Genomic DNA, 24,847 nt, shown 5'->3' with positions numbered 1-24,847 from the left:
TGCATTTCGGGCGTGGCTCCCGTCGTTAGCGAGGCTGACTGATGTCACATGGGCGTGTGACGTCGCGCGGCAGCGGCGCGCTTCCTTCCGTATAAGTAAATACTTATGGAGAAGGATCTAAGTCATATTGGACGCTTCGCTCCGTTGCCGCGCAGAATCGAGCCATCCCAGGTTCGGTACCAAGGAAGGCACCATGGCTTTGCGCGTAGGAGTCGACACCGGCGGCACGTTCACAGACGTGTGCCTGTACGACGACGAGACTCACGAGATGACGGTCGTGAAGGTGTCTAGCACGCCAGCCGATCCCGGGACGGCCGTCGTGGCTGGTGTCCAGGAGGCGCTGCACGGGGGATCATCTGGCAACGGTGCCGATCTCGCCAGCATCGGTCAGTTTGCTCACGGCACCACGGTCGCCACCAACGCGTTGCTCGAAGGACGGGGTGCACGAACGGGGCTGATCACGACTGCCGGGTTCCGGGACCTGCTCGAGCTTGGCCGGCAGCGCCGCCCGATGTTGTACGACCTGACCGCGCGCAAGCCCACGCCGCTCGCCGCACGCGATCTCCGCCTGGAGGTGTCCGAACGGGTCCGTCACGACGGGAGCGTCGAGGATGCCCTGGACGACGAGGAGGTGCGTCAACGTGCCCGGGAGCTGCGGCTGGCCGGTGTCGAGGCGGTCTCCGTCTGCTTCCTGTACAGCTACCTGCATCCCCAGCACGAGCAGCGGGTCAAAGCGATCCTCGCCGAGGAGCTCCCCGGCGTTTTCGTCTCCACCTCGCACGAGGTGCTTCCCGAGTTCCGTGAGTACGAGCGGCTCTCCACCGTGGTGATCAACTCCTTCATCGGTCCGGTGATGTCCGGCTATCTCGGCCGGCTGCGCATGTCGCTGTCCGACCACGGTCTCGACGCCATGCCGCAGGTCACGCAGAGCAACGGCGGGATGATGTCATTCCCGACGGCGGAGGCACTGCCCGTCCGGACCGTTCTGTCTGGTCCGAGCACCGGTGTGGTGGGGGCGGCCCGGATCGCTGCCACATCCGGATGCCCCGACATCATCACCTTCGACATGGGCGGCACGTCCTCCGACGTCTCACTCGTGCGGGAGGGCCGCCCGACATCCTCTACCGGAATGACGTTGGACGGGCGACCGGTGCGGGCACCGATGCTCGACATCAACACCGTCGGCGCCGGCGGCGGGTCCATCGCCTGGATCGACGAGGGAGGGCACCTCAAGGTGGGCCCTCGCAGCGCTGGCGCCGATCCTGGCCCGGCCTGCTATGGCCGGGGCAACGACGAACCCACGGTCACCGACGCGAACGTGGTGCTCGGCATCCTCAACCAGGAAACGCTGCTGGGTGGCGCGATGCCGATCGACGCGTCGCGGTCCTTCAGCGCGGTCGAACGGCTCGGGAGCCAGCTCGGTCTGTCCGCCGTGGAGACCGCTCAGGGAATCATCAGCGTGGTCACCGCCAATATGGTCCGCGCGATCCGGGTCATCTCTGTCCAGCGCGGGTACGACCCTGCTGACTACGCCCTGGTCGCCTTCGGCGGTGCGGGCCCCTTGCACTCGGGTCGCCTTGCCGCAGAGCTGGGTGTGCGGCGGACGCTGATCCCGCAGCGTCCCGGCGCGCTCTCCGCGCTCGGCATGCTGATGACCGAGCTCCGCGCGGATTTCTCCCGCACCCACATCGCCGTGCTGGATCACCGGAATGTCACCTGGATCTCCGAGGCCTTCCGGTCCCTGGATCAGGACGCACGCGACTGGTTCGACCGCGAGCGGGTCCCTGCCCCAGCGCAGAACACCCGATGGGTAGCGGACCTGCGGTACGTCGGGCAGAACTACGAGCTCACCGTCCCAGTGCCGGCCACCGACGCGGATGACGCCTGGCGCCGCACGGTGGCTGCCTCCTTCCACGACGCCCACCACACCCGCTATGGCTACGCCTCCCCCGATCAGCCGGTGGAGATCGTGACGGTCCGGATCGAGGCGACCGGTGATGTGCCACGGGCGCAGTTCCCCTGTCAGGAACGAACGGACGTGCCCATCTGTGCGGCACAGGCGGGAACCCGGGAGGTGTTCCTCCCCGAATATGACGAGCGGCGCCCGGTCCCGCTGTACGACCGGCGGTTGCTGCAGCACGGTCACGTGGTGCATGGGCCGGCAGTGATCGAGCAGTACGACACCACGTTCCTGGTCCTGCCCGGGCAGGACGTGCACGTGGACCCATGGCTGGTACTCGTCGCCGAACCGGGCGCGGATCATGAGGAGGCAGACCAATGACGCAGACCATCACACCCACGACCGACGAGATCGGCTCCATCCAGGTCGAGGTGATCGGGTCGGCGCTCGAGTCACTCTGCGACGAGATGGGGGAAACGCTCGTGCGGACGTCCTACTCACCGAACATCAAAGAGCGCCGGGACTGCACCACAGCCCTCTTCGACGCCCACGGCAACACGCTCGCCCAGGCCGAGCACATCCCGATCCACCTGGGTTCCCTGGTCGGCATCGTGCACGGCGTCATGGCGCAGTACCCCCTGGAGGAGATCCGCGACGGCGATGCCTTCCTCGGGAACGACCCGTACGAGGGTGGGGGTACCCACCTGCACGACATCGTCCTGGTCACCCCGATCTTCGTCGACGGACAGCTCCGGACGTGGGCCACCAATCTCGCCCACCACTCCGACTTCGCCGATCGTCGCCACCACCACATCTTCGAAGAAGGCCTACGGATCCCGCCGATCCGGTTCGTCTGGGAAGGTGAATACGAACCCGACGTGCTGCGGTTCATCCTGACGAACATGCAGGTCCCGGCGGAGCGGATCGCGGACTTCAACGCACAGGTGGCCTCGAACCGCCTCGCCGTGGAACGGTACCGGGAGATCTGCGGGAAGTACGGAGCGGAGACGGTCGCCGCAGCCGGGACCAAGCTCCTGGACTATACCGAGCGCAAGATCAGGGCCGGGATCCGTAGCATCCCCGACGGCACCTACCGGTTCGCGGACACCTTCGACTACACCGGTCTGCCGGAGACCCACCAGATGAGCGTGGAGATCGCCGTCACCGACGACGAGATCCGGCTGGACTTCGATGCGCCCGCGCAGGTGCGAGCCGGCTTCAACGTGGTCAAGACCGCACTCGAGGCATCCGTGTACTACGCGATCAAGACGCTCGTCGGGCCGGACATCCCGTCCAACTCCGGCCTGTACCGGCCCATCACGGTCGACGCGCCACGCGGTTCTATCCTCAACTGCGTGTCACCGGCCGCCGTCAACGTCCGGACGATGACCTGCCAGCGGGTCGTCGACCTGGTGCACGGAGCGCTCGCGAACGTGTTGCCTGATCGGGTCATCGCCGCCTGCAACGGTGCCGTGGCCAGCATGGTGTTCTCCGGAGTGGACCCCCGCACCGGGACGTTCTACGTCTATGGCGAGAGCATCGGCGGCGGCCTGGGTGCCGGCTGCGGCGGTGACGGGCTTGACGGGGTCCAGGCGCATATCACCAACACCTCGAACCTGCCGGTGGAGAGCCTGGAAGCGGAGTACCCCCTCACGGTCACCCGGTACGAGCTCGTCGAGGACTCGGGTGGAGTGGGCCAGCATCGTGGTGGACAGGGCATCCACCGGCAGATTCGGGCAGATCACGACGACTGCCGCAGCGAGCTGGAGACCAGCCGTATTCGGTCCGCACCATGGGGTCTGTTCGGAGGCGGCGCCGGAGCTCCGTCGCGGATCGAGATCAACGGCCACGCCGTCGACACCGTCGGGACCGTCCTCGCCCGCGGCGACGCAGCCAGCATGTTCACGGCTGGCGGGGGAGGATATGGCGAGCCTGGTGCCCGCTCCGCCGACGATGTGGCCACCGATATCCGCGAGCAGCGGCTCTCCATCGAGAGAGCGCGGGCAGCATACGGCCCGGCTGCCGATCCAGACCCAGCCGGGCCCGGGGAGGCTCCGCCTTCTCACCACGCCTGCACATGACCACCACTGGGGGAGACCCCACCTGGGACCGTCGACGAGGAAGGACCAGAGAAATGATCAGTACCGTATCGAACCAGTCACGCCGGAGGCGCGCGCTGCGAACTGCGCTAGCGACCGCAGCCGCCGCGTGCCTCACCCTCACCGCCTGCGGGACAGACACCGCAGACGACGGCGGCACCTCCCCGGTCGCCGCCGAGCAGAGCATCCGGTTCGGCTTCTCCTCCGAACCGCCGCCGATGAGCACCACCGGGGGCACCGCCAGCACCGTGTCCTACCAGCTGTACGGGCTCGTGCACCGCGGCGTGATGATGTACGGGCCCGACGGCGACGTCATCCCCGCCCTCGCCGAGTCCGTGCAGGAAGTCGACCCGGTCACCTATGAGATCGCCCTCCGCCCGGACCTCACGTTCCAGGACGGCACACCGATCACCGCGGACAACGTCCAGACGGCCCTGCTGCACTACGCCGACCCGGCGAACTCCGCCCGCAGTTATGCCGGTATGCAGTACGTCGAGTCCGTCGATTCCGACGGCGACCGGCTGGCAACCGTCCACCTCTCCTCCCCGAACTCCTCGTTCCTTGAATACCTCGCCGACCCGAGCGCATTCATCGCCCCCGCCGAGGCGTACCAGGCGGACGCCGAGGCCACCATCGGCGCCGGACCGTTCCAGCTCGAGAGCTGGGACGAGGGCGTCGGCCTGACCCTGACGAAGTACGACGGCTACGACGACGCTGCAGCCGTCGACCTGGATCAGGTGGACGTCACCTTCTACCCCGACGCGACGGCGCGGGTGAACGCTCTGCTCAGCGGCGATCTCGACTTCATCGACTACGTGCCGTGGGAGAGCTACGAGCAGATCAGCTCCACAGAGGGTTATCAGCTGGACGGCGCCGTCGGGGTGTTCCAGTCGGTGCTGTTCAACGTGCAGGACGGTCCGTTCAGCGACCCGTTGCTGCGGCAGGCGGTTGCCTACGCCGTCAACCGTGACAACTCCGTGGAGGCGGGCTTTTTCGGACATGGTGAGCCGCTCTACGGTGTTCCAGGCACTGGCAGGGCCGGCGAGAACCTCTGGTCCGATGACCCTGACCGTGCACGCGAACTCCTCGCTGAGGCCGGGTACGACGAGGGCGAACTGACGGTGCACCTGTTGTCGAACTCCACCTACGTGTTCCTGCAGGACCTCGGGCTGTCCGTACAGTCCGACCTCGAGGCAGTCGGCTTCAATGTGGAGTTCACCAGCCCCGACTGGGCGACGTTCACCGAAGAAGCGGTGGCAGGCAACTACGACCTGATCGTGCAAGGCAACATCGGCAATGTGCAGGATCCGGCCGCATGGCTGCCCGTCCTGGTGCAGCCGCCGCCCGCCGCGAACACGTCGTTCGGATATCAGAACGATGAGCTCGACCAGGCACTCGCGGACGCGCTGGCAGCCACCAGTGCGGAGGAGAAGGACGACGCGCTCGCCCGGGCGTACGCCATCATTGCCGACGACGTCCCGTTCGCCTCGCTGAACCAGCGCATGCAGTCGTACGCACTCAGTGAGAACGTCCAGGGCTTCACCGTGATGCCGGGATTCGCCCAGCCGTACTCGGTGAACAACTTCGTCGACGTGACCATGGCGACCGAGTAGGGAGGAGCAGTCCCTGTGCTCTCGTTCGTCCTTCGCCGCCTCGGCACCGGTATCGCCCTGGTCTTCGTGGTGCTCACGGTCATCTTCCTCGCCATCCATGCGGTGCCAGGTGACCCTGCCTACCAGCTGGCCGGGGGCGATACCGGGACCACCACTGAAGGCATCGAGCGAATCCGGAGGGAGCTCGGCCTGGACCGTCCCTTGCACGTGCAGTACGGCGACTACCTCGCAGGGTTCCTCCAGGGAGACCTGGGTACGTCCTTCGTCAACGGTCAGCCTGTGCTCGGCTCGATCCTGCAGCGCCTTCCGGCGACCTTGGAGCTCATCGGCTGGGGTGGCCTGCTGTCGGTAGGAATCGGTCTTCCCCTGGGTGCCCTCGCAGCCCGCCGCCGTGGAGTCGATGTACTGATGTCGCTGGGAACGAGCCTGGCGCTCGCCGTACCGGTCTACGTGCTGGGTGCACTGCTCGTGCTGGTGTTCGCCGTCACGCTGCGGGTGCTGCCCGCCGGCGGGTTCGCCGAGTGGTCGCAGCCGGCCCGGCACCTGCAGAGCCTCCTCCTCCCGGTCCTGACGCTCTCGGCCGCCTTCGGTGCCATCGTGGCGCGGATGACTCGGGCGTCCGTCGCCGAGACGCTCGACCGGGACTGGGTCCGCACGGCGGTGGCGCTGGGAGTGGCTCCGCGGACTGTGTTCCGGCGCCACGTGCTGCGCAACTCGCTGATGCCGGTGATCACGGTGGTAGGGCTCGAGGTAGGAACCTTCCTCGGCTCGTCCGTGATCATTGAGCGAGTATTCAACTACCCAGGCTTGAGTTCGTTACTGGTGGACGGCGTGACCAGCCGCGATTATCCGGTCGTGCAAGGGGTCGTCATCGTGGTGTCGGTGCTCTTCGTCCTGATCAACATGCTGGTCGAGATCTGCTACGGGCTGCTCGACCCGAGAGTGCGGCTGTCATGACGACCACGACCCAGCGCAAAGCAGCACGGATCGATCCGCTCGGCCTTGCCGCGACGGTGGTCGTCCTCCTGCTCGTGATCGCCGCCGTGCTCGCCCCGTGGATCGCCCCGTACGACCCGCTCAGCCAGGACATCCCCAACCGGCTGCAGCCGCTGGGTGCGGACGGACATTTGCTCGGCACGGACGAGTTCGGCCGGGACACCCTTTCCAGGATCCTGCACGGAGCCCGCGCCGAGCTGCTCGTCGCCGTAGGAGCCACCGCGATCGCGATGACGGGAGGTGTGCTGGTCGGCTTGTGCGGCGGATACCTCGGCAGATGGGCAGAAGCACTCACGATGCGCGGCACCGAGGTGGTGCTGGCCTTCCCGCCGGTAGTGCTCGCCCTGCTGTTCGTGACCATCCACGGGGCCAGCTCATGGACACTCGTGGTGATCATGGGCATCCTGTTCGCGCCCGCGTTCGCGCGGCTCAGCTACGGGCAGACGCTCAGCGTCAGATCCGCCGAGTACGTGGAGGCGGCGCGCACGTTCTGCGCCCCTACGCCCGTCATCCTGCTTCGGGTGATTCTTCCCAACATCAGCGGGCCGATCCTCGCCCAGTTCCCGGTGACGCTGGCCAACGCCATCCTGCTGGAGTCCGGACTGAGCTACCTCGGTCTTGGCATTCCCGCGCCTCAGCCCTCCTGGGGTTCGATGGTCGCGGCCGGACAACGATTCATGCAGTCCGATCCGTGGCTGCTCATCGTCTCGAGCGCGGCCGTGGTGGTCACCGTCCTGTGCTTCGGACTGATGGGCGCCGCACTCCGGGACCTGCTCGACCCCAGGCGGAGGCATCGATGAGGAGCGAACCATTGCTACGGATCGACGGCCTCAGCGTCGACTTCGACGGACCCCCCGGACGGGTCCAGGTGACCCACGATGTCGATCTCCACGTCGGTGAGGCTGAGGTGGTGGCGGTCGTCGGCGAGTCCGGGTCGGGCAAATCCGTCACGGCGATGTCCGTGCTCGACCTGCTCCCGGGCAACGCTCGGCGCACTGGGTCGATCGTCTTCGACGGGGAGGACCTGCTAGCGGCGCCGCCCGGACGGCTGCGTGCGATCCGTGGCGGTTCCATCGGGATGATCTTCCAGGAGCCGATGACGGCCCTCAACCCGGTCCATTCTGTCGGCGCCGCGCTCACCGAGGCGATCCTGGCGCACAGCACGCTCACGCGCACCGAGGTTGACGCGCGGGCCGTCGAACTCCTGGGGCTGGTGCACCTGCCGGACCCGGAGCGGATGCTGGCCCGCTATCCGCACCAGCTCTCCGGTGGGCAGCGACAGCGGGTGATGATCGCGATGGCGATCGCTGCCGAGCCGAGGCTGCTCATCGCCGACGAACCGACCACCGCCCTCGACGTCACTGTGCAAGCGGGGATCCTGGACCTGCTCCTGGAGCTGCGTGACCGGCTCGGGATGGCGGTCGTGCTCATCACGCACGACATGGGCGTGGTGGCAGATGTCGCCGACCAGGTGGTCGTGATGCAGCACGGCCGTGTGGTGGAGTCGCAGCCGGTGCACCGGCTGTTCGAGTCACCGGGGCAGGAGTACACCCGCGAGCTGCTTGCCGCCGTCCCCGGGCGTACCGATCACGATGGCGTCCCGTCACCGGACGAGGAGACCGAGCTGGAGCCGGAGGCCGTAGGCGCCCAGGGCGCCCCCCATGGGCCCGTGCTTGCCCTGTCCGGTGCGCGGGTCGAGTTCCGTCAGGGGTGGCGCCGTCCACCGGTGGTCGCAGTTGGCGATGTCGACCTGCGCGTCGAGCACGGGGAGATCGTCGGGCTCGTCGGGGAGTCCGGCTCCGGCAAGTCAACCCTCGGCCGAGTCGCGCTCGGCCTGCAGCGGGTCCGATCTGGCACCGTCGACGTGATGGGTACGGACCTTGCCACAGCGTCGCGGGCAGAGCTACGCGAAGTCCGGCGCACCACATCCATGGTCTTCCAGGACCCAGGCTCCTCGCTCAACCCCCGGATCCCGATCGGCTGGAGCGTCACCGACCCGTTGCGCTGGAGCGGGATCGAACGCCGCCGCTCCGTGCTGCGCGAGCGTGCCGCCGAGTTGCTCGAACGCGTCCGGCTGCCCGGTTCCTGGACCGACCGGTATCCGCATCAGCTCTCCGGTGGGCAGCGTCAGCGGGTCGGTATCGCACGCGCGATCGCTACCAGTCCCCGGTTCATGGTGGCCGACGAGCCGACGTCGGCGCTCGACGTCTCGGTGCAGGCCTCCGTGCTGGAGCTGTTGCTGGAGATCCAGGCGTCGATGGGCTTCTCGTGCCTGTTCATCAGCCATGATCTAGCGGTCGTCGAGCAGATCGCCGATCGAGTGGTGGTGCTGCACCAGGGCCAGATCGTCGAGCAGGGGGCGACGAACGAGGTGCTGCGCGCTCCGTCTGCTGCGTACACCCGCCGGCTTGTCGATGCGGTGCCGGTGCCGGACCCGCAGCGTCAGCGTGCGCGGCGCGCTGAGCGCTTGTTGCTTGCTCGCGGCTAGACTGCTCACCCCATGGAGACGCGCCGGCTCGAGTACTTCGTGGTGCTGGCGAGGGAACGGAGCTTCCGCCGCGCTGCCGAGGTGCTGTTCATCTCGCAGCCGGCGCTGAGCCAGCAGATCCGGCGGCTCGAGCAGGACGTCGGCACCGTGCTCATCGATCGAAGCATGCATCCGATCGAGGTGACGCCCGCCGGAGAACGGCTGCTTGTGCGGAGCCGACGGGTTCTAGAGGAGCTCAGCGAGATCGAGGGTGTGGCCGAGCAGGCCCGCAGTGGTCACGTCGGTCAGGTGAAGGTGGGAATTGCGCCGTCACTGATGTTCAGTGCGGTACCGGACGTGGTCGGGAAATTCCGATCGGCTCATCCGAATGTCGACGTCACCCTGCACCGCGAGATCACCCCGGCGATCCTCGACCAGGTGGCCGAGCAACGTCTGGATGTGGGCGTGACTTTCTCGCAGTTCTCGCCGCACACATTGCGGTGGACGAAACTGTACGACGACAGGTTCGTGGTGGTCGTGGCCGAGCGGCACCGGCTTGCACAGTTGCCAGCGCTCCGAATGTCCGACCTGCGGGAGGAAACGTTCCTCATGCTGGTCCGGCGCAGTGCTCCGGATCTGCACGACGCGACGATCGCTGCCTGTGCTGCGGTGGGCTTCACCCCGCACGCTCAGGACGCGGGGTTCCAGGTTGAGGGGGCCGGCTATGTTGACCAGATCGGCCTGGTGGGCGCCGGGTACGGGGTGGCGGTGATTCCTGCCGCCGTGGCGACCCTGACGATCCCTGGGGTCGTATATCGCCCACTAGTGGAACCGGAACTCACGCTGCCTACCTCGATGTGCCGCAGCCCACACCTGAGGAACGCTTCGGCGGACCTGTTCGTGAGCTATGCGGCCGAGCAACTTTGCGGCGGCCGATCGTCAGTGTCGCCTTCCGACTGATCGGTCGCAGCGAGTCCGGCCCGGCACGCCAGGGAGTCCCAGAGCCAGCAGCTGAGGGCTGAACCGACGTGCTATCGGCGCCGAAGTTGAAACCGCCGACCGGTCACCTCAGCGACCTCGATCCCCACGACCGTGCCCTTCCACCCTTCGGTCCAGGGTGAGGGGAGTACTGTCTCGGCACGCGCCTCATCGTCGCCGCTCAGCACCCGCGTCGTCCCGCGTGCCACGACGCTCGTGGCCGTCTCGATGCCGACATCGTCGATCTCGAAAGCGACCTTCTCGCTCATGTGAATGCCCAGCAGTTTGCTGCCCTCGGCCGTGCGGAACACCAGGCGATGCCCGTCCACGCCGATGTTGATCGGCACGATATTCACTTCATCGGCGAGGCGATACGCCAGTCGTCCGAACCGGGCGTCGGCGAGGAGGTGCCAACACTCCTCCGCAGTCAGCTCGCTGATGCGGCTGGGATCGGGGTCGATATCCCAGATGGTCGTCATCGTCACTCACCTCCGTGAGCTCATCTCCGAGCGTGTCTGACCACGATACGCCGTGCGGTTCGTTCGCGCCGGGACGTTTGTCCTTGAGGGGACCGGTGAGACCAGCACAGGGGTTGACGGTGTGTGCCGCTGGTAGGGCTGGCGAACCGTGCCAAGGGTCGTTCAGTCCAATTCCCACACCTGTGCGGCCAAGGCGCCCGTCACCTCAACGGTCACGTGCTCAGCCGGAACGGGCAGCGGCACGGCGAGCGTCCCGTGCGGACCGAACACTTCGAGCACCGGACCGTCGAGGACGAGTCGAAGCTCCGTTCCGCCGGCGGGCATGGACCAGCTGCCGGCACCGGTGGTGACCTCCACCTGCCCGGCGGCAACCAGTATCTGGGCGCGACCGCCGTCGACGATCACGGTGCCCCGAGCACTCGGGCTCGCCGTGGTGAGCAGCACGTCGCAGGTCGGGGTGGTGGTGACCGTCGATTCCATCGCTTGTTGGGCGGAGCTGACCCGGGCCTGTTCGACGGCGGCGTGCGGTGCGGCGATCAGCCGGTCACCCTCGAGGTGCAGGGTGTGTGGCAGTGAGTGTGCGCTCGCCCAGGCACCACCCGGGTCGTCGACCCCACGCAGCCAGTAGATGAGACCGGAGTCCCCGGCTGCGTCGGCGTAAGCGGACCCGGCGTAGTAGGACGGGCCGTAGCTGAGCCGCCCGACATGCGAGGTTACGAAGTGGCCGTCGTCCAGGTCCCCGATCAGGTAGGCCTCGTAGTACGGGACCTCGGGCTCCCACACCGACATGGTGAGTACCCAGCGTCCGTCCACTCGCAGCAGCTGCGGGCATTCCCACACCGCGCCGAGCCATACCGGCTCCATCACGTCCCGGTGCCGGCTCGCGATCGGTTCTGCCGGACCCCAGGTGCGTAGATCGTCCGAGCGGTGCGCGAGTGCGACCGCCGTCCCGTCCCGGAGTCCGGCACCCATCAGCATCACCCACGTGTCGCCGTCGTGGAACACCTGCGGGTCCCGATAGGCGATCGCATCGACATTCTCCGGTAGACGGGCGACCTCCGGACCCTTCGCCCAGGTGCGCCACTGCGGGTCGGCCGGGTGCGCCGTGCGCACTGTCCCGATCTGCACGTCGGCGACATGCACGCTCGTGTAGAAGATGGTCGGCTCGCCCTCGGGCGGGACCACCAACGACCCCGACCAGACCCCGTCGTCGCCGTCCCCGGGGCTGAGGATCACCGGCTGCTCGGTCCAGTGCAGCAGGTCGGTGGAGGTCGCGTGCCCCCAGGACTGGTGCGGGCCCCACTCGGCCTGCCCGGGCACGTGCTGGAAGAAGAGGTGATAGACGCCGTTGTGGAACGTCAAGCCGAGTGGGTCGTTGATCCACCCTTCCCGCGCAGTGAAATGGATCTTTGGGCGGGCCGCCGTGGCGTTCGTTGTCATGTCCGTCATCGTTGTCCCTCCAGCCACCGACGGCGGAGCTCAGCCGCGTTCTCGGTGTTGCCTCGTTCGGCGGCATCGATCTCCGGCACGCGGGCTGCCCGGACGCGATCGCGTTCCGCCTCGTAGGTCCGCATCCGCTCCGCGGCGGCGTCCCGGGCGCGCTGCTGCTCTGCGGTGAGTTCGGGAAGGCTCGCGTGCACCTTCGACTCCTGCGGTCGCAGTGGCAACCGGTCCTCGACGGCGGGAATGGACAGCCCGGGCGCGATCGTGTCCTGGTACCAGTACGCCACCGATGACCAGTCGTCGGCGAGATGGTTGGCGTGCCCGTGTTCGAAGGTCACCGCGATGCGACGGGAGAACCGCACCGGGTCCACGAGATGGAATCGGTAGCTGTGCTGGAACCCCGGAGCGTCCGCCTCGTGCACGATGGTCCCGTTCATCAGGTACCCGTTGCGCTGCATGCCCCAGGCGTGCCCGAGGTAATCCTCCATGCCAGTGCCGTGCAGGCTCGGGGGCCAGGTGTCGTCGTCGATGAAGATCATGTCGTCGCCCTCACCCCACCAGGTGTCCTGGAAGTGCCGGACGGCGAGCGTGCAGCCGACGTAGTGGCCGGCGCCCTCGGTCTCCAGTGCCACATAGTTCCCCTCGGCGGACAGGTGCGGGACCGTGGCCACTTCGGCGCTGTTGGTCTGCAGGCCCGGACCCCAGCCCGCGCACGGTCGCTGCTGCCGGTAGTGCGCGTGGAAGTAGGCGACGTCCTCGGCGAGCGGCTCGGCGTAGAGCTCGTAGTCGATGTAGAAGTACTGCAGGTACGGCACCTCGTTCTGGTTCTCCACGGTGATCCGCGCCCTGGAGCCGAACGGCATCTGGAACCACGAGTTGAACGCCGCGGAGCCGCCGAAGCTGTACTCCTCTGGCTCCTTCGCCGAGACCGAGAGCGGCAGAGACTCGTACGAGCCGGAGAGGGAGTTGAGCAGCCCGAAGAAGTCGCCGAGGGGTGCGATCACGCTGGGTGTGGTGGCATCGTCCCAGTACATCCGCAGCACGATCTTGCGGTAGTAGTCCGGGTCGTGCACCTCCCAGCTCACCCCGAGGGCGTTGTGGATCTCCAGCATCGGCACTCCGACCACCTCGGGGGCGATCTGGCCGGGTCCGGGCTGGCGCCGGCACGACTGGGTCATCCAGATATGCGTGATGCAGCCTGGTCCTTGAAGATCGGCGAGTACGCGTTCTTCGCCGGGCATCACGATCCAGTTGTCCCGGTTGCGGCCGGTCTGGTCCCAGCTCGAAACGCGACCGGTGCGCGCCTGCCGTACGTGGGTGATGTCTGCGAGGAGTCCGTCGCGGGGTCCTGCTGCCATGGTGATCCCTTCCTCCGGGTCGAGCGATGTGATCGCGCGTCGAAACGTTTGCCTTCAATGGAGCGAGAATGGACTGGCTTCGTGATGTCTGTCAACCGATCGCCGTGCACAGACGTCGTCGCGAGGGGAGCGATTAGAAGGAAAATCGGGGGTTGACGTACCGCTCGGGTCGTCCTACCGTTCTGACAAACGTTTCGCAACGGTTCGCCGTCTCTCGCCGTCCGACGATGGTCTAGGCAACGGTGAGCACCCTGACCCGGCTCCCACCTCCGCCGTGGGAGCCCTGAGGAATGGAGACCTCCATGACCACACACCCACTGCGTCCTGCGATGAAGCGGCGCACCCTCATCGGCTCAGCCGCCACTGGAGCCGCCCTCGCGCTCGGACTCGCCGCCTGCGGCGGCTCCGTCCCCGGCGAGGACCCGACCTCTGCCGGCGGTGGTGAGCCTGCCGATGAAGGCGCCGTCGAGATCACCCTCTCGATGCAGAACCCCAACGTCGAGGCGCAGGATCCGGCCACCTACGAGATCGTGCAGGCTTTCATGGCGGAGAACCCGGACGTGGTGATCCACGTCGAGGGACAGACCGTGGACGAGCACAACCAGGCGATGCAGATCGCCGCGCAGTCCGGGACGCTTCCCGAGATCTTCTGGGTCTATAACTCCCTCGCCACGCAGATGGCCGATGAGGGATACCTGGCTGACCTGGGCCCACTGCTGGACTCCGGCGACCTGCGCGCATCGTTCCCGGATTCCATGCTCAGCGGCTACGTCAGTGACTCCTCGAGTGACCCAGTGCAGTACGGCGTTCCCTATCAAGGCCTGGTCACCGGCTTCTTCGTGAACACCGACATCCTGGCCGAGTACGGGCTCGAGCAGCCGGAGACCTTCGAGGACCTGCTCGTCGTGGCCGAGACCCTCTCCGCCGAGGGCATCACCACGATCGCGAAGGGTGCGAACGGCACCTCCTTCAGCGTCTGGGCATTCCTGACGATGCTGAACCGGTACGGCTACGAGGAGCGGATCGATGCCATCCTCGCCGGCGAGGATTCGTACGTGAATGAGGACTTCCTCCGGCTCTACGAGCACATCGGCGAGCTCGCCGAGGCGGGCGCGTTCTCCCCGAACGTCTCTACCCAGGACTACGTGCAGGCCGTCGAGGAGTACACCAGCGGTAACGCCGCGATGCTGGACGCCGGTGTGTGGGCAGCCGGCCAGATCCAGGAGAGCTCGGTCGGCGCGGCCACCACTTTCTGGGCCGGACCCACATTCGCCGATGGGGTCGGGGACCAGCAGCTCTACATGAATGCGCCCTCGGCGCCGCTGGTGGTCAGCGCAGCGGCCATGGAGGACGAGGAGGTGGCAGCCGCCGTGGAACGCTTCCTGGCCTTCTACTACAGCGACGCGGGCCAGCAGATCCTCGTGGACAACGACCAGACCCCGGTGACCACCTACGAGCCGCAGGTCGACGAGTCCCAGACCGTGTTCTCCTCGGTACTCGAGGTGATCAATGCCGACGGGTGGTCCAGCCCCGAGGCGCAGCCCGACCTGGTCATCTCGGCCGAGCAGTCCAGCGCCATGTACGACTCCATCTACGGCGTGATCCAGGGTGTCTTCACCCCGGAAGAGGCGCTGCAGGTCGTGCAGGACACCTTCGAGTGATCGCCCGACGACGTCCCTCAGGTCGAAGAGGAGGTGGCCGCCCGTGCGGTGGTTGAGCAGGCCGTGGCAGCTGGCCGGGATGGTGCTGCCGGCATTGATCATCTACAGCCTGTACTTCACCTATCCGGTGGTGTACTCGGTGCTGCAGAGCTTCACCGACGCGAAGGCCTTCGGGTCCTCGACGCTCGTCGGGGCCGAGAACTACGTCTCGATGATCGATGACCCGCTGTTCTGGAGCTCGCTGCGGAACACGGCGATCATCCTCGTCATCTCCCTGTGCCTGCTGCTACCGGGCGCCTTCGGTCTCGCGCTCCTGCTCGGCCGGCGGATCCGAGGGGCCGGGGTGCTGCGCGCCATGGTGTTTGCCCCGAACGTGGTGGCGCCAATCCTGATCGGGCTGATCTGGGTATTCATCCTGGACCCGCACCTCGGGTTGCTCAACGAGCTGCTGCGCCTGGTCGGCGTGGCCGAGCCGCCGGAGTGGATCGGTGGAACCACGCTGAGTCCGTACTCGATCGGCTCGGTGTACGTGTGGCAGACCGTCGGCTTCATCATGACGATCTTCTACGCCGGGCTGAAGATGCTCCCCGGTGACGTCATGGAAGCCGCCGAGCTGGACGGGGCGGCCGGCCTGAAGCGCCTGCGATACGTCACCGTCCCGATGTTGCGCGAGACCATCGGGATCACGACGGTGCTGGTGATCACCGGCTCCTTCAAGATCTTCGAGCTGGTCGTGCAGCTCACCGGCGGCGGACCGGTGCACCTGTCCGAGACCCTCGTCAGCTACACCTACCACGTCACCTTCGGGCTGCAGAACTACGGCTACGGGATGGCCCTGGCCGTGATCACCAGCGTCCTGGGTGTATCTGTCGCGCTCGGATACCTGGCGTTCCTGCGACGGAAGGCGACAGCAGCATGAGTACCTCGACCCGAACTCAGGTGCGCTCCCCACAAGGTGACGTGCCTCGCCGGCGCACGGGACGCCGTCGGGGGTGGGCGGCGGTCGTGGCGTATGTGGTGACGGCGCTGCTCATCCTGCCGATGCTGTGGGTGGTGGTGCTCTCGTTCCAGACGAACGAGAACATCCTGCGCGACCCGCTCAACCTCACCGAGCTGAACCTGGCGAACTACCAGGTGGCGACGCAGACGCTGAACCTCATGCTGATGTACAAGAACACCTTCATCCTCGCCAGCGTGTCCGTGGTGGTGGGTGTGGTGTTCGCCTACATGGCCGCCTATGCGCTGACCCGGATGGAGTGGACACGGGTATGGCTGCGCAACGGTCTACGGTTCTACCTGCTCGCCGGTCTGGCCATCCCGGTCTACATCCTGCTGTTCCCCGTGTACCGGCTGAATATCGAGCTCGGCCTGTTCGGCACCTACTGGGCCCTGATCCTGCCCTATATCGCTGCACAGCTGCCGTTCAACGTGCTGTTGTTCACCGGATTCTTGGCAGACTTCCCGGTGGAGGTCGAAGAGGCCGCAGTGATCGACGGCGCACGGTTGCGGACGCTGGCCTGGCGGATCGTATTCCCGCTGATGCGGCCCGTGGTGGCCACGCTGTTGATCTTCAACATCATCTACGTGTGGAACGAGTATCCGTTCGCGGTGACGTTGATCAACGACCCAACGATGACCACGATCTCCCTCGGGGTGGCGCAGTTCCAAGGGTTCTGGTCGGTGGACTACGGGGCCATGATGGCCTCGGCCACCCTGGTCCTGCTGCCCCAGCTGCTCCTCTACGCTGTCTTTCAGCGCCACGTCGTCGCAGGGATGACGTTCGGTGCGGTCAAGGGCTGAGTGATGGTGGACGCAGGAGAGACTCCGGTCGTGACCCGTCCGCCGGACGGGGGTCGCGCGACGATCGTCGACGTCGCGCGCGCTGCTGGTGTCTCGACCTCCACGGTCTCGCACGTGGTGAACGGGACACGTCGCGTCACCGAGGCCACCCGACGGAAAGTGCAGAAGGCGCTCGACGCCACGGGGTACACCCAGGATGCCTCGGCGCGGGCGATGCGGCGCTCGCGGACCGACTCGATCGGTCTGGTGGTCTCCGACAGCGGTGAACCGGCCTTCCGTGACATGGTCACCGGCATCGAGGCAGTGGCGAGCGAGGAGGGCTTCGTGCTGCTGCTCGCCGACTCAGGGGAGGATCCGCAGGCCGAGCTCCGTGCGGTCCAGGTGCTGCAGTCCCGCCGGGTGGATGCGTTGATCCTCGCGCGGGCGAGTGGCAGTGTTCCTGCGGCGGTGGAACGGCCGCGCGAGTCGGGTACGCCGGTCGTGCTGATCGACCGGTTGGATCACGCCGCGGTGGACCAGGTGGGGGTGGAGAATGCCTCGGCCACCCGCACCCTCGTCAAGCACCTGGTCGACCAGGGCCATCGACGCATCGGGATCGTCGCCGGCGACCTGGCCGTGGCGACGCTGCGGGAGCGGCTCGAAGGGTACCGGTCGGCGCTTGCTGCTGCCGGGATCGAGGTGGACCCAGAGCTCGTGTGGGAAGGCGACGGGAGCTCGGCTGATGCCCGGCGGCTGGTTGCGGACCGGATGGTGCGTGCGGACCGGCCCACCGCCCTGCTCACCGCGAGTTCACCGATGACTGTGGGGGCCTTGCGGGCGCTGGACGACGTGGGGCTATCGGTGCCCGGGGACATCGCGGTCGTCGCCTTCGATACCTTGCCGAACGCCGACCTGATGCGCACGTCGGTGACGGCGGCCGGCCAGCCCGCTGTTTCCGTGGGACGGGAAGCCATGGGAATGGTGCTGCGCCGGCTGCGACAGCCCGACGCACCACCGCTCACGGTGCGCCTGAACGCCCAGATCGAGCATGGTGTCTCGTGTGGGTGCGGGCATCCGGGGGAGCTGTTGGGCGGCTGAGGTCGCCGGTCGGCCCCTCAGCTCAGATCGAGATCGAACAGGTCGATCGCGTTGGCGGACATCACCAGGCGTTCCTCCTCGGCGCTCAGGTGCGCCGCCCGGATCGCGCCGAAGGCGAGAGCTGGGTCTATCAGGGTGGAGTCGGTGCCGAACAGCATCCGCTGCGGATCGATCCGGTCGAGTACCCACCGCACGCGCCCAGCGTCGGGCCGCGAATAGCAGGGTTCGAGCCAGAGCCGGTCTGTACGGGTCAGTGCTTCGGGGGCCAGGCGCCAGGCCGGGCCGCCCATGTGACCGGCGATCGCCCGTGCTCCCGGGACGGAGGCCACGGTGTCGGCAAGGTCGAGGATCTCAGTCCCCCACGTGTGCACCAGGGCAGGGAGATCGGCGTCCGCACACAGGCGCAGCGCGTCGGCCATCGCCGGCGAACCGGCTGGAGTGGCCGAGTAGTGGGTGTGAATCTTCACGCCGACGAACAATCCACGCAGCTCATCGAGCTGCTGCTCGGCGGCGGCAAGGTCGCGCGGATCGATGACGAACAGCCCGCGTAGCCGCGGTTCGTCACCGATGGCCTCGGCCAGGGCCGCGTTTCCCGCCACCGGATCGTAGGTGACCGCCTCGACCGAGGAGACCAGCTGGATGTCGATCCCGTAGGCGTCCATCACCCGCAGGTTCTCCGCCGCGGTGCCCTCGGACGGGAAGAAGAACCACGGGCCCAGATGGCCGTGCACGTCCACGATCATGAGGATCCACCTGCCAGCCGACGCAGGTTCCCGCCCGCGATGAGCTCACGCTCCTCGGGTGCGAGCGGACTGCCCTTGAGCTGGTCCAGGACCGCGTGCTCCTCGAACCAACCGGCGCGGGTTCCCAACAGCAACCGCTCCGGCCCGGCGTGCTCGAGGAGGAGCTCCCAGGCCCCGGGGCTGCCGAGTAGCCGGGTGCTGACGTGGAAGCCCGGTTCGTCCCGTGCCAGCAGGATGAACTCGCCAAGGTCGTAGAAGTGCTGGTCCAGGAACACCACCGAGGCGCCGAGGCCCAGCATGCCCGTGCCCACATCGACGGTCGAGCCCTCCACCAGCAGCGTCATCCCCAGTTCCGTGGCACGTCGCACGAGAATCCGCAGCCGGGGCGCCGTTCCAGCGATCTCTTGCCTGCCCGGGGCCAGTCGCAGGAGCCGCACTCCATGGTCGGCCGCGCGGTCCATCTCCTGCTCGGCGCCCAGCGGGTCACGCAGATCGATCCCGTACACCGGCCACCAGCCGTACCGCAGGGCGGCGCCCGCCGCCTCATCGTTACCGGTCTGCACGTCGAACTGCAACGCACGCAGCGAGGCGAGCGCTCCGCCGTCGATGGCTGCCTGGGCGAGCTGGCCGGCGAGCTGCTCCGGTGTCTGCCGCAGACCCGAGGTGATCTCTCGCCCGATCAGCAGATCGCAATCGGCGATCACGGCGCCACCTCCTGGTGCACGCGGCCGATCGCGGTGGCAATGTCGTCGACGTCGGCATCCGAGAAGTTCTCGTTCCAAGGGATGACCACCAGGCGGCGCTCGATGAGGGCCTCGGCTACCGGGCAGAGCCCGTCGGAGTAGTCGCCGACCCCGCGGGTGGGGAAGCCGGTGCCGCCGTAGGCGGCCGAGTCGCGCACCGCCGGCTCGGCATACAGCGGGCGGGCGAGGTAGCCGGCTTGGCTGGGCACGCCCTCGGCGGTCAGGGCCGAGGCATATCGCCGCAGGCCCGCGGCGTCGAGGCCCTCCAGCAGCAACGGGAGGTACCAGTAGACGTGATCGCCGGTATCAGTGGGCAAGGCAGGGCCGGGGGAGTCAGTGAGCAGGTCCGCCAGGCGCCTCGCGCCTTCCCGACGGCGGTGCACCACTTCCGGCAGCTTGCGCAGCTGGGCGCGGGCTACTGCAGCCACCAGCTCGGTCATCCGGTAGTTGAGCGCGAAGGAGAGGTAGGTGCGTTCGCCGGTGTCGCGAGGCCAGCCCTTGTCGGCGAACAGACGCATCGACCTGGCCAGCGCAGGATCGTCGGTGGTGACCAGACCGCCGTCACCGGCGGTGATGTGTTTGTACTGCTGCAGGCTGAAGCAGCCGATATGACCAACACTGCCCACGAGCCGGTCGCCTACCGGTGCCAGGTATGCCTGGGCGCAGTCCTCGATCAGCAGCACCCCGGCGCCGTCGGCAATGCGGCGAAGCTCGTGCACGGGTGCGGGCTTGCCGAACAGGTGCACCGCGATGATCGCCCGGGTGCGTGGCGTGATCGCACGTTGTACGGCCGCTGGGTCCAGGCAGCCGGTGGCCGGGTCCACATCCGCGAATACCGGCACGGCGTTCTGGGCGATCACCGGGAAGACGGTGCCCATGTCCGAGATCGGGGGCACGATGATCTCCTCGCCGGGGGCGGGATCCACTGCTGCGACGGCCAGGTGCAGGGCCGCCGTGCCGCTGCTGCACGCGACGGCGTGCGCGGTGCCGATCAGCTCGGCGAACTCACGAGTGAGCGCGGCCACCTCGGTGCCCCAGACGCCGGAGAGCATGCCGCTGCGCAGCACCCGCAGCACCGCCTGCTCCTCCTCCACCCCGATGGTTCGCCCGGCAGCCGTCAAGGGTGACGGAAGAGGCTCCGCACGCACCGGAGTGCCGCCGTCCATCGCAAGCATCGTGACCCTTCTGTTCCGTCCGTGTTCTCAGGATAATACGGCCCGGACCGAAATTGTCTCATGTGTGGTCGTTTCCACCGGACGAGCGCGGACCGCTCCAGTGCGGGAGCCCCGTCATCGCACCGGCGTCAGCACCGCGACCTCCGTGGGCGTGCTGCGGCGCGCGGCGAGTTCCACGATCGCCGGCTCGAGTGCCACCCACGCACCCCAGAGGCGCCGGTGCTCGTCGCCCTCGGCGCGGTGGGTGAGCACGGCGTGCGTCGATCCGTCGGACAGGGTGATCGTGGCTTCCGGCCGGGCGCGCACGTTCAACCACCAGTCCGGGTGACCCTCGCCCCAGCCGTTCATCGCCAGCGTGTGCCAGCGGACGCCGTCGGGCAGGTAGCCGAGGATCACGGTGCGCTCCCGACCGGACCGGCGCCCGAGCGTGGTGAGCGAAAGGGCGCCCCAGGCGTTGCGCTGCCCCGGTTCCCACAGGCCGCGGCCGGGCCCGCGGCGGGCGATCGCGCGGTGCACCTTCCAGGCGGCGGTGACGATCGGGCGTGGTGGGACGAACGGTGTCCTGGGCATCGAGCCTGCTCCTTGGTTGGGCGGTACCTCGAGCATGCCCGCGACGGCGGCTCGTGCGTATCGGCCGAAAGGCTGGCTTTGGTTGTGGATCTCTAGGCGAACCGGGGTCACTCGCCCAGCAGTGTGAGTGGAACGACGGCGATGCCATCGCGGCGGCGGTAGGCCTCCGTGCCGGAGTAGAGCACGACGAGATCCACCACGCGGTCGCCCAGCTGATCCCGGAGCCAGGTCAGGTGACGCACCTGCCTGTCATCGATTGCGCTGCGAGCTTGACCTCGCCAATGACCAGCGCGCCGGCACTGGCATCCGTACGATGTGCGAATGCGACTAGGCGTCCTCGACATCGGCTCGAACACCATCCACCTGCTCGTCTTTGACGTCGTCCGCGGCGCCCGGCCGATCCCGGAGGCGGACGAGCGGGTCTCGATGCGGCTGATGCGCTACCTCTCTGACGATGGTGAGATCGTGGCTGAGGGCAGGGCAGCACTACTGGAGGCCGTGGACGGGCTGATCGATGTCACCCGCACTCATGCGGTGGATGAGACGTTGGTGATCGTCACCTCCGCCATCCGGGAAGCGTCCAATGGCGAGGAGATCCTCAGTGAGATCCGCTCCCGGCTGGACGGCGATCTCCAGGTGCTCTCCGGAGCCGAGGAAGCCGAGTTGACGTTCCTCGCCGCCCGCCGCTGGTACGGCTGGGGCGCCGGCCAGCTTCTCGTGCTCGACATCGGTGGCGGCTCACTGGAGGTGGCGGCCGGGATCGACGAGATCCCCGACGTCGCCGAGTCGGTCCCCCTCGGGGCCGGCCGCCTCACCCGGGCCTACCTGCAGAGCGACCCTCCCAAGAAGAAGGAACTGAAGGCGCTCCGATCGGCCGTGCGTAGTCAGCTCAAACCGCTGGTTGCTCGCGTGACAGCGCGCTCTGCCCCCGATCACGTGGTGGCCACGTCGAAGACCTTCCGGTCCTTGGCTCGCCTGGCCGGCATGTCGGTCAACGGGTACGGGCAGGATCAGCGCTGGCAGATGAGCACCAGCCTCCTCGAGGACTGGGTGCCGCGGCTGGCGAAGATCCCGGCCGAGCAGCGCATGGAACTCCCGGGCGTCACGCCCGAGCGGACGTATCAGATCGTCGCCGGGGCGGTCGTGGCGGCCGAGACGCTGCGCGCACTCGACGTGGAACGCGTCGAGATCTGCCCGTGGGCACTGCGGGAGGGCGCGCTGCTGCGTCGGCTCGATCATCTCTGAGGTCAGCCTCGGTCCCTGCCGGACGAGGATGACGGGGAATACTGCCGACCAGTGGTCTGTACGAACTGGTTGGCAGTATTCCCCTCGATTTCGTCTGGCAATCGCTGGGTCAGACCCAGTCCGGGCGTCCGCCGCCGGCTGTCGCCATGAAGATCCGGAAGCTGTCCTGAGCGGACCCGGCGGCCGATTCGTAGCGCACGGTCACCGTCTGCGGTCCTGGCCGGGTCACGGATGTATAGCCCGATACCTGCACGTGCCCAGGTCCGATCATCTCGCTCGACCCATCGGCATGGTCCACCCGCACCTCCAATCCGGTCAGGTCGAGTTCGTCCCCGGTCCGGTAGTGGGTATCCGTCGGCGGCGACGTGATCTCAATCCCGGTGACGGCGGCCAGCACCTCGACGGTGAACGTCGCCGTGGTCTCGATCTCGCCGTCGGTGTAGGTGAGTTGGACTGTCTGCGCGCCGAGGGTGTTCGAGTCGTAGCCGGTCACGCTCAGGTGAGTGTGGTCGACCGCGACCTGCGAACCGTCGGAGTAGTCAGCGTTCACCTCCAGCCCCGTCAGATCGAGTTCCTCGCCCTGGAGGTACATTGACCGACTGGGCGGGCTGACCACCTGGAGAGTGAGAACCTCGCGCGTCAGGAGGGCTATCTCGCTCACTGCGACCGATCCCACGTCGACGTTCTCGACAATATCGAGACGCAGCCGTTCCACCACGCCGCTCCACTTCGGATGCGCGCTCAGATCGATCAGGTACTCCGTGAAGTCACTCTGCGGTTGCAGCGAGAACGGGACCGCCTTGTCACCCGAGTAGGTTGGTTCATCGACCGTGCCGAATAGGACGCGTGCCTCCGTGTCATCTGTGGCGTTCGCTGCCACGATCCGTAGGGTCACGTGGGTCTGGCCGAAGACTCCTTGAGGGATGAGATTCTCGTGGACGATCTGGGGGTCACGACCGTTGACCTCGAGATGCCAGGCGCCGTCCCTGAGCTCGCCGGTGAGACCGTTCTTTGTTCTCCACCCACCGGTAGGCGTCCAGCCGCTGCTCACTTCTTCATCCGAGAAACTCCAGCTTACGGCTGCGCGACCGTGAACTGGCGCTGGGGCGAGGTCGACATCGTCGCGGCCGTGCGTCAAGAGCGCCGTCCAGCCGAAACCTCGTGCGTCGAACGCCACCCGGTTTCGCGACTCGAGGACGGCGCGAATCTGCTCGCTGTGGGGATACCGGCTGCTGGCGAACTCGTACTGAGTGACGGCGAAGTCTCCAGGCACTCGATCGTCAATGTAGTAGCCCCCACCAACAGCGGTGTCTTGCTGAACGATGAAGTCTGCGTAGTATTCGAAAGGAAGGTCGATGCCTTCGCCCTCGTCGCCACGGTAGTCCCAGTAGCCTGGGCTGCTGTGGTGGTAGTGCAATGCTGCCTCGCTTGCCCATGTAAAGAAGCGCATGCTCAGGAAGGTGTGGCTGAGCTTACCTCCTGAGCCGAAGTAGCGATCGTATATCTCACCCACCCGCACGTCGGGTGCGCCCGTGGTCAAGGTTGGATCCTTGTACCAGACGTCGTCGTTCGAGAGGAGGATCGAATTCTCGATGAGGACTTCTAGATTGCGAGGATTGCTGGGTGATCGAAGGGCGAACTCGACCAACTCGGGATCATCCAGCGTCACCCCCATGATCGTGAGTCCAGCGATCTGGCAGACGACCTGGTTCTGATAGAGCTGTTGGTCGAAGTAGTCGTTGTCGTGCCAGCGTTCCAAACAGGTTCGGATCTTGGAAGACCAACTCCTCAACCACGTGTCGATGGCTGACCGCTCGTCGTGGCCGAGTTCTTCGTCGATCAGGCGGTAGGCGTAGCAGAAGATGTGTGCCGCGAATGTGAGATCCAGGCCTCTAGTGTTGGGGTTCTCCGATCCGGGATCGGCGCCGACGGATTCGGTTGCCCACAGCATGAGGATATCGCGAGCAGCGTGGGCAAACGCAACGTTCCCGGTGATCTGGTAGGAAAAAGCCAAATCGCGCGCGTAACCTTTCGCTATGTCAGCAGCGTGATTGAAGGGTTTCCTCTCGGGACCGAGATAGAGGGGAACGGGGGCTGTCAAAGCGAAGCAAGCGCGATCGTGAGTCATTCTCCAGGCCGTTCGCCACGGCTCTTCATTCTGTGCGATCTTCGCGCGAGCGTCTGCGAACATCTGAGGCGTGGCGAAGAGATAATGGGAGCGGCCGCTCGGGTTCGACGTCGTCGGAAATGGCGAGGGGATTGCTTGCGTAGCGAGTGTGGAAGCAGCCCCGGCGCCCATGGCGAGCAGCTGTCGACGTGAGAGTGGCAGTTTGAATCGAATGGAGCGAGATTGACGCATAATTCTCCCTCATGGATGGCTTGATGAAGGACGGGTGGGACTCTAGCCACAGTTTCATGACTAGGCGTCGATTCGACTTCCGCACGAAGAAGGCTGTCGACCGACCAGGTGAGGAGGCGAGACCGGTGGGACGTCGTCGAC

The 24,847-nt window shown here is 66.9% G+C and carries 21 protein-coding genes; 12 read left to right on the top strand and 9 right to left on the bottom strand.

Annotation, left to right across the window (positions count from 1 at the left end; translation table 11 throughout):
* Positions 1 to 193 precede the first annotated feature (193 nt).
* From IM660_RS18735 to IM660_RS18705, 7 genes are read left to right on the top strand one after another with little or no spacing between them, the layout of a single operon-like run.
* Entirely contained in the window at positions 194 to 2,281 is a 2,088-nt protein-coding gene (locus tag IM660_RS18735; RefSeq protein WP_193497266.1) for a hydantoinase/oxoprolinase family protein, read from the top strand.
* A complete protein-coding gene (locus tag IM660_RS18730; protein WP_193497265.1) occupies positions 2,278 to 3,981 on the top strand; it encodes a hydantoinase B/oxoprolinase family protein in 1,704 nt (567 codons plus the stop codon). Before IM660_RS18735 ends, IM660_RS18730 begins: the two co-directional genes overlap by 4 nt.
* A gap of 53 nt (positions 3,982 to 4,034) precedes the next feature.
* On the top strand, positions 4,035 to 5,612 hold the full coding sequence (locus tag IM660_RS18725) for an ABC transporter substrate-binding protein (protein WP_193497264.1): 1,578 nt from the start codon (positions 4,035 to 4,037) through the stop codon (positions 5,610 to 5,612).
* 15 nt (positions 5,613 to 5,627) lie between these two features.
* A complete protein-coding gene (locus IM660_RS18720) occupies positions 5,628 to 6,569 on the top strand; it encodes an ABC transporter permease (protein ID WP_210769029.1) in 942 nt (313 codons plus the stop codon).
* Positions 6,566 to 7,408 (top strand): ABC transporter permease, encoded by an 843-nt coding sequence (locus IM660_RS18715; RefSeq protein ID WP_193497263.1) that lies wholly within the window; start codon positions 6,566 to 6,568, stop codon positions 7,406 to 7,408. Before IM660_RS18720 ends, IM660_RS18715 begins: the two co-directional genes overlap by 4 nt.
* The gene (locus IM660_RS18710) at positions 7,405 to 9,096 is read left to right on the top strand and encodes a dipeptide ABC transporter ATP-binding protein (RefSeq protein ID WP_193497262.1); all 1,692 of its coding nucleotides are present in this window, start codon (positions 7,405 to 7,407) and stop codon (positions 9,094 to 9,096) included. Before IM660_RS18715 ends, IM660_RS18710 begins: the two co-directional genes overlap by 4 nt.
* Positions 9,097 to 9,108: 12 nt before the next feature.
* Positions 9,109 to 10,035, top strand: a complete 927-nt coding sequence (locus IM660_RS18705; RefSeq protein WP_193497261.1) for a LysR family transcriptional regulator — start codon at positions 9,109 to 9,111, stop codon at positions 10,033 to 10,035.
* A 71-nt stretch (positions 10,036 to 10,106) separates the two neighbouring features.
* Here IM660_RS18705 and IM660_RS18700 read toward each other — a convergent pair whose 3' ends face one another.
* The 3 genes from IM660_RS18700 to IM660_RS18690 all read right to left on the bottom strand — a co-directional run bounded on the left by IM660_RS18700 (position 10,107) and on the right by IM660_RS18690 (position 13,333).
* The gene (locus IM660_RS18700) at positions 10,107 to 10,532 is read right to left on the bottom strand and encodes a pyridoxamine 5'-phosphate oxidase family protein (RefSeq protein WP_193497260.1); all 426 of its coding nucleotides are present in this window, start codon (positions 10,530 to 10,532) and stop codon (positions 10,107 to 10,109) included.
* 162 nt (positions 10,533 to 10,694) lie between these two features.
* Complete coding sequence (locus IM660_RS18695; protein ID WP_193497259.1) at positions 10,695 to 11,972, bottom strand: glycoside hydrolase family 32 protein; 1,278 nt, start codon at positions 11,970 to 11,972, stop codon at positions 10,695 to 10,697.
* Positions 11,973 to 11,977: 5 nt separating this feature from the next.
* On the bottom strand, positions 11,978 to 13,333 hold the full coding sequence (locus tag IM660_RS18690; protein ID WP_193497258.1) for a glycoside hydrolase family 172 protein: 1,356 nt from the start codon (positions 13,331 to 13,333) through the stop codon (positions 11,978 to 11,980).
* A 302-nt stretch (positions 13,334 to 13,635) separates the two neighbouring features.
* On the opposite strand from IM660_RS18690, the gene IM660_RS18685 reads away from it, so the two are divergent.
* The 4 genes from IM660_RS18685 to IM660_RS18670 are packed head-to-tail and all read left to right on the top strand — an operon-like array spanning position 13,636 to position 17,871.
* Positions 13,636 to 14,994, top strand: a complete 1,359-nt coding sequence (locus IM660_RS18685; protein ID WP_210769028.1) for an ABC transporter substrate-binding protein — start codon at positions 13,636 to 13,638, stop codon at positions 14,992 to 14,994.
* 43 nt (positions 14,995 to 15,037) lie between these two features.
* Positions 15,038 to 15,913 (top strand): carbohydrate ABC transporter permease, encoded by an 876-nt coding sequence (locus IM660_RS18680; protein WP_210769027.1) that lies wholly within the window; start codon positions 15,038 to 15,040, stop codon positions 15,911 to 15,913.
* On the top strand, positions 15,910 to 16,794 hold the full coding sequence (locus IM660_RS18675; RefSeq protein ID WP_193497256.1) for a carbohydrate ABC transporter permease: 885 nt from the start codon (positions 15,910 to 15,912) through the stop codon (positions 16,792 to 16,794). The genes IM660_RS18680 and IM660_RS18675 overlap by 4 nt, the downstream gene beginning before the upstream one ends.
* Positions 16,795 to 16,824: 30 nt before the next feature.
* Positions 16,825 to 17,871: a LacI family DNA-binding transcriptional regulator gene (locus tag IM660_RS18670; RefSeq protein WP_246465033.1), complete on the top strand. Its 1,047-nt coding sequence runs from the start codon at positions 16,825 to 16,827 to the stop codon at positions 17,869 to 17,871.
* Positions 17,872 to 17,888: 17 nt separating this feature from the next.
* Here the strand turns inward: IM660_RS18670 and IM660_RS18665 are convergent, their stop codons facing one another.
* From IM660_RS18665 to IM660_RS19975, 5 genes are all read right to left on the bottom strand, one after another.
* The gene (locus IM660_RS18665) at positions 17,889 to 18,614 is read right to left on the bottom strand and encodes an amidohydrolase family protein (RefSeq protein WP_193497254.1); all 726 of its coding nucleotides are present in this window, start codon (positions 18,612 to 18,614) and stop codon (positions 17,889 to 17,891) included.
* Positions 18,611 to 19,318 carry an amidohydrolase family protein gene (locus IM660_RS18660; protein ID WP_193497253.1) on the bottom strand — a complete coding sequence of 236 codons (708 nt, stop codon included), beginning with the start codon at positions 19,316 to 19,318 and terminating at the stop codon, positions 18,611 to 18,613. The genes IM660_RS18665 and IM660_RS18660 overlap by 4 nt, the downstream gene beginning before the upstream one ends.
* The gene (locus IM660_RS18655; protein ID WP_246465032.1) at positions 19,315 to 20,523 is read right to left on the bottom strand and encodes a DegT/DnrJ/EryC1/StrS family aminotransferase; all 1,209 of its coding nucleotides are present in this window, start codon (positions 20,521 to 20,523) and stop codon (positions 19,315 to 19,317) included. The genes IM660_RS18660 and IM660_RS18655 overlap by 4 nt, the downstream gene beginning before the upstream one ends.
* A gap of 123 nt (positions 20,524 to 20,646) precedes the next feature.
* Positions 20,647 to 21,102 (bottom strand): nitroreductase/quinone reductase family protein, encoded by a 456-nt coding sequence (locus tag IM660_RS18650; protein WP_193497251.1) that lies wholly within the window; start codon positions 21,100 to 21,102, stop codon positions 20,647 to 20,649.
* A gap of 107 nt (positions 21,103 to 21,209) precedes the next feature.
* A complete protein-coding gene (locus IM660_RS19975; RefSeq protein ID WP_281389267.1) occupies positions 21,210 to 21,344 on the bottom strand; it encodes a hypothetical protein in 135 nt (44 codons plus the stop codon).
* Between the two features lie 79 nt (positions 21,345 to 21,423).
* Here IM660_RS19975 and IM660_RS18645 point away from each other — a divergent pair, with 79 nt between their 5' ends.
* Positions 21,424 to 22,347, top strand: coding sequence for a Ppx/GppA family phosphatase (locus IM660_RS18645; protein WP_193497250.1), 924 nt, complete (start codon positions 21,424 to 21,426; stop codon positions 22,345 to 22,347).
* A gap of 109 nt (positions 22,348 to 22,456) precedes the next feature.
* Here the strand turns inward: IM660_RS18645 and IM660_RS18640 are convergent, their stop codons facing one another.
* Positions 22,457 to 24,646 carry a bacterial Ig-like domain-containing protein gene (locus IM660_RS18640; protein ID WP_193497249.1) on the bottom strand — a complete coding sequence of 730 codons (2,190 nt, stop codon included), beginning with the start codon at positions 24,644 to 24,646 and terminating at the stop codon, positions 22,457 to 22,459.
* Positions 24,647 to 24,847: the final 201 nt, after the last annotated feature.

It is taken from the genome of Ruania alkalisoli, assembly GCF_014960965.1.
GTDB lineage: Bacteria > Actinomycetota > Actinomycetes > Actinomycetales > Beutenbergiaceae > Ruania > Ruania alkalisoli.
This window is presented reverse-complemented; position numbering and strand designations above follow the sequence as displayed.

Excerpts from the sequence above, each read along its gene's own strand:
- IM660_RS18715 (WP_193497263.1), top strand. The coding sequence starts at position 6,566 with ATGACGACCACGACCCAGCGCAAAGCAGCACGGATCGATCCGCTCGGC.
- IM660_RS18650 (WP_193497251.1), bottom strand. The coding sequence starts at position 21,102 with ATGCCCAGGACACCGTTCGTCCCACCACGCCCGATCGTCACCGCCGCC.
- IM660_RS18695 (WP_193497259.1), bottom strand. The coding sequence starts at position 11,972 with ATGACAACGAACGCCACGGCGGCCCGCCCAAAGATCCATTTCACTGCG.
- IM660_RS18675 (WP_193497256.1), top strand. The coding sequence starts at position 15,910 with ATGAGTACCTCGACCCGAACTCAGGTGCGCTCCCCACAAGGTGACGTG.
- IM660_RS18725 (WP_193497264.1), top strand. The coding sequence starts at position 4,035 with ATGATCAGTACCGTATCGAACCAGTCACGCCGGAGGCGCGCGCTGCGA.
- IM660_RS18645 (WP_193497250.1), top strand. The coding sequence starts at position 21,424 with ATGCGACTAGGCGTCCTCGACATCGGCTCGAACACCATCCACCTGCTC.
- IM660_RS18685 (WP_210769028.1), top strand. The coding sequence starts at position 13,636 with ATGACCACACACCCACTGCGTCCTGCGATGAAGCGGCGCACCCTCATC.
- IM660_RS18690 (WP_193497258.1), bottom strand. The coding sequence starts at position 13,333 with ATGGCAGCAGGACCCCGCGACGGACTCCTCGCAGACATCACCCACGTA.
- IM660_RS18735 (WP_193497266.1), top strand. The coding sequence starts at position 194 with ATGGCTTTGCGCGTAGGAGTCGACACCGGCGGCACGTTCACAGACGTG.
- IM660_RS18700 (WP_193497260.1), bottom strand. The coding sequence starts at position 10,532 with ATGACGACCATCTGGGATATCGACCCCGATCCCAGCCGCATCAGCGAG.
- IM660_RS18730 (WP_193497265.1), top strand. The coding sequence starts at position 2,278 with ATGACGCAGACCATCACACCCACGACCGACGAGATCGGCTCCATCCAG.
- IM660_RS18705 (WP_193497261.1), top strand. The coding sequence starts at position 9,109 with ATGGAGACGCGCCGGCTCGAGTACTTCGTGGTGCTGGCGAGGGAACGG.
- IM660_RS18655 (WP_246465032.1), bottom strand. The coding sequence starts at position 20,523 with ATGGACGGCGGCACTCCGGTGCGTGCGGAGCCTCTTCCGTCACCCTTG.
- IM660_RS18640 (WP_193497249.1), bottom strand. The coding sequence starts at position 24,646 with ATGGGCGCCGGGGCTGCTTCCACACTCGCTACGCAAGCAATCCCCTCG.
- IM660_RS18710 (WP_193497262.1), top strand. The coding sequence starts at position 7,405 with ATGAGGAGCGAACCATTGCTACGGATCGACGGCCTCAGCGTCGACTTC.
- IM660_RS18665 (WP_193497254.1), bottom strand. The coding sequence starts at position 18,614 with ATGATCGTGGACGTGCACGGCCATCTGGGCCCGTGGTTCTTCTTCCCG.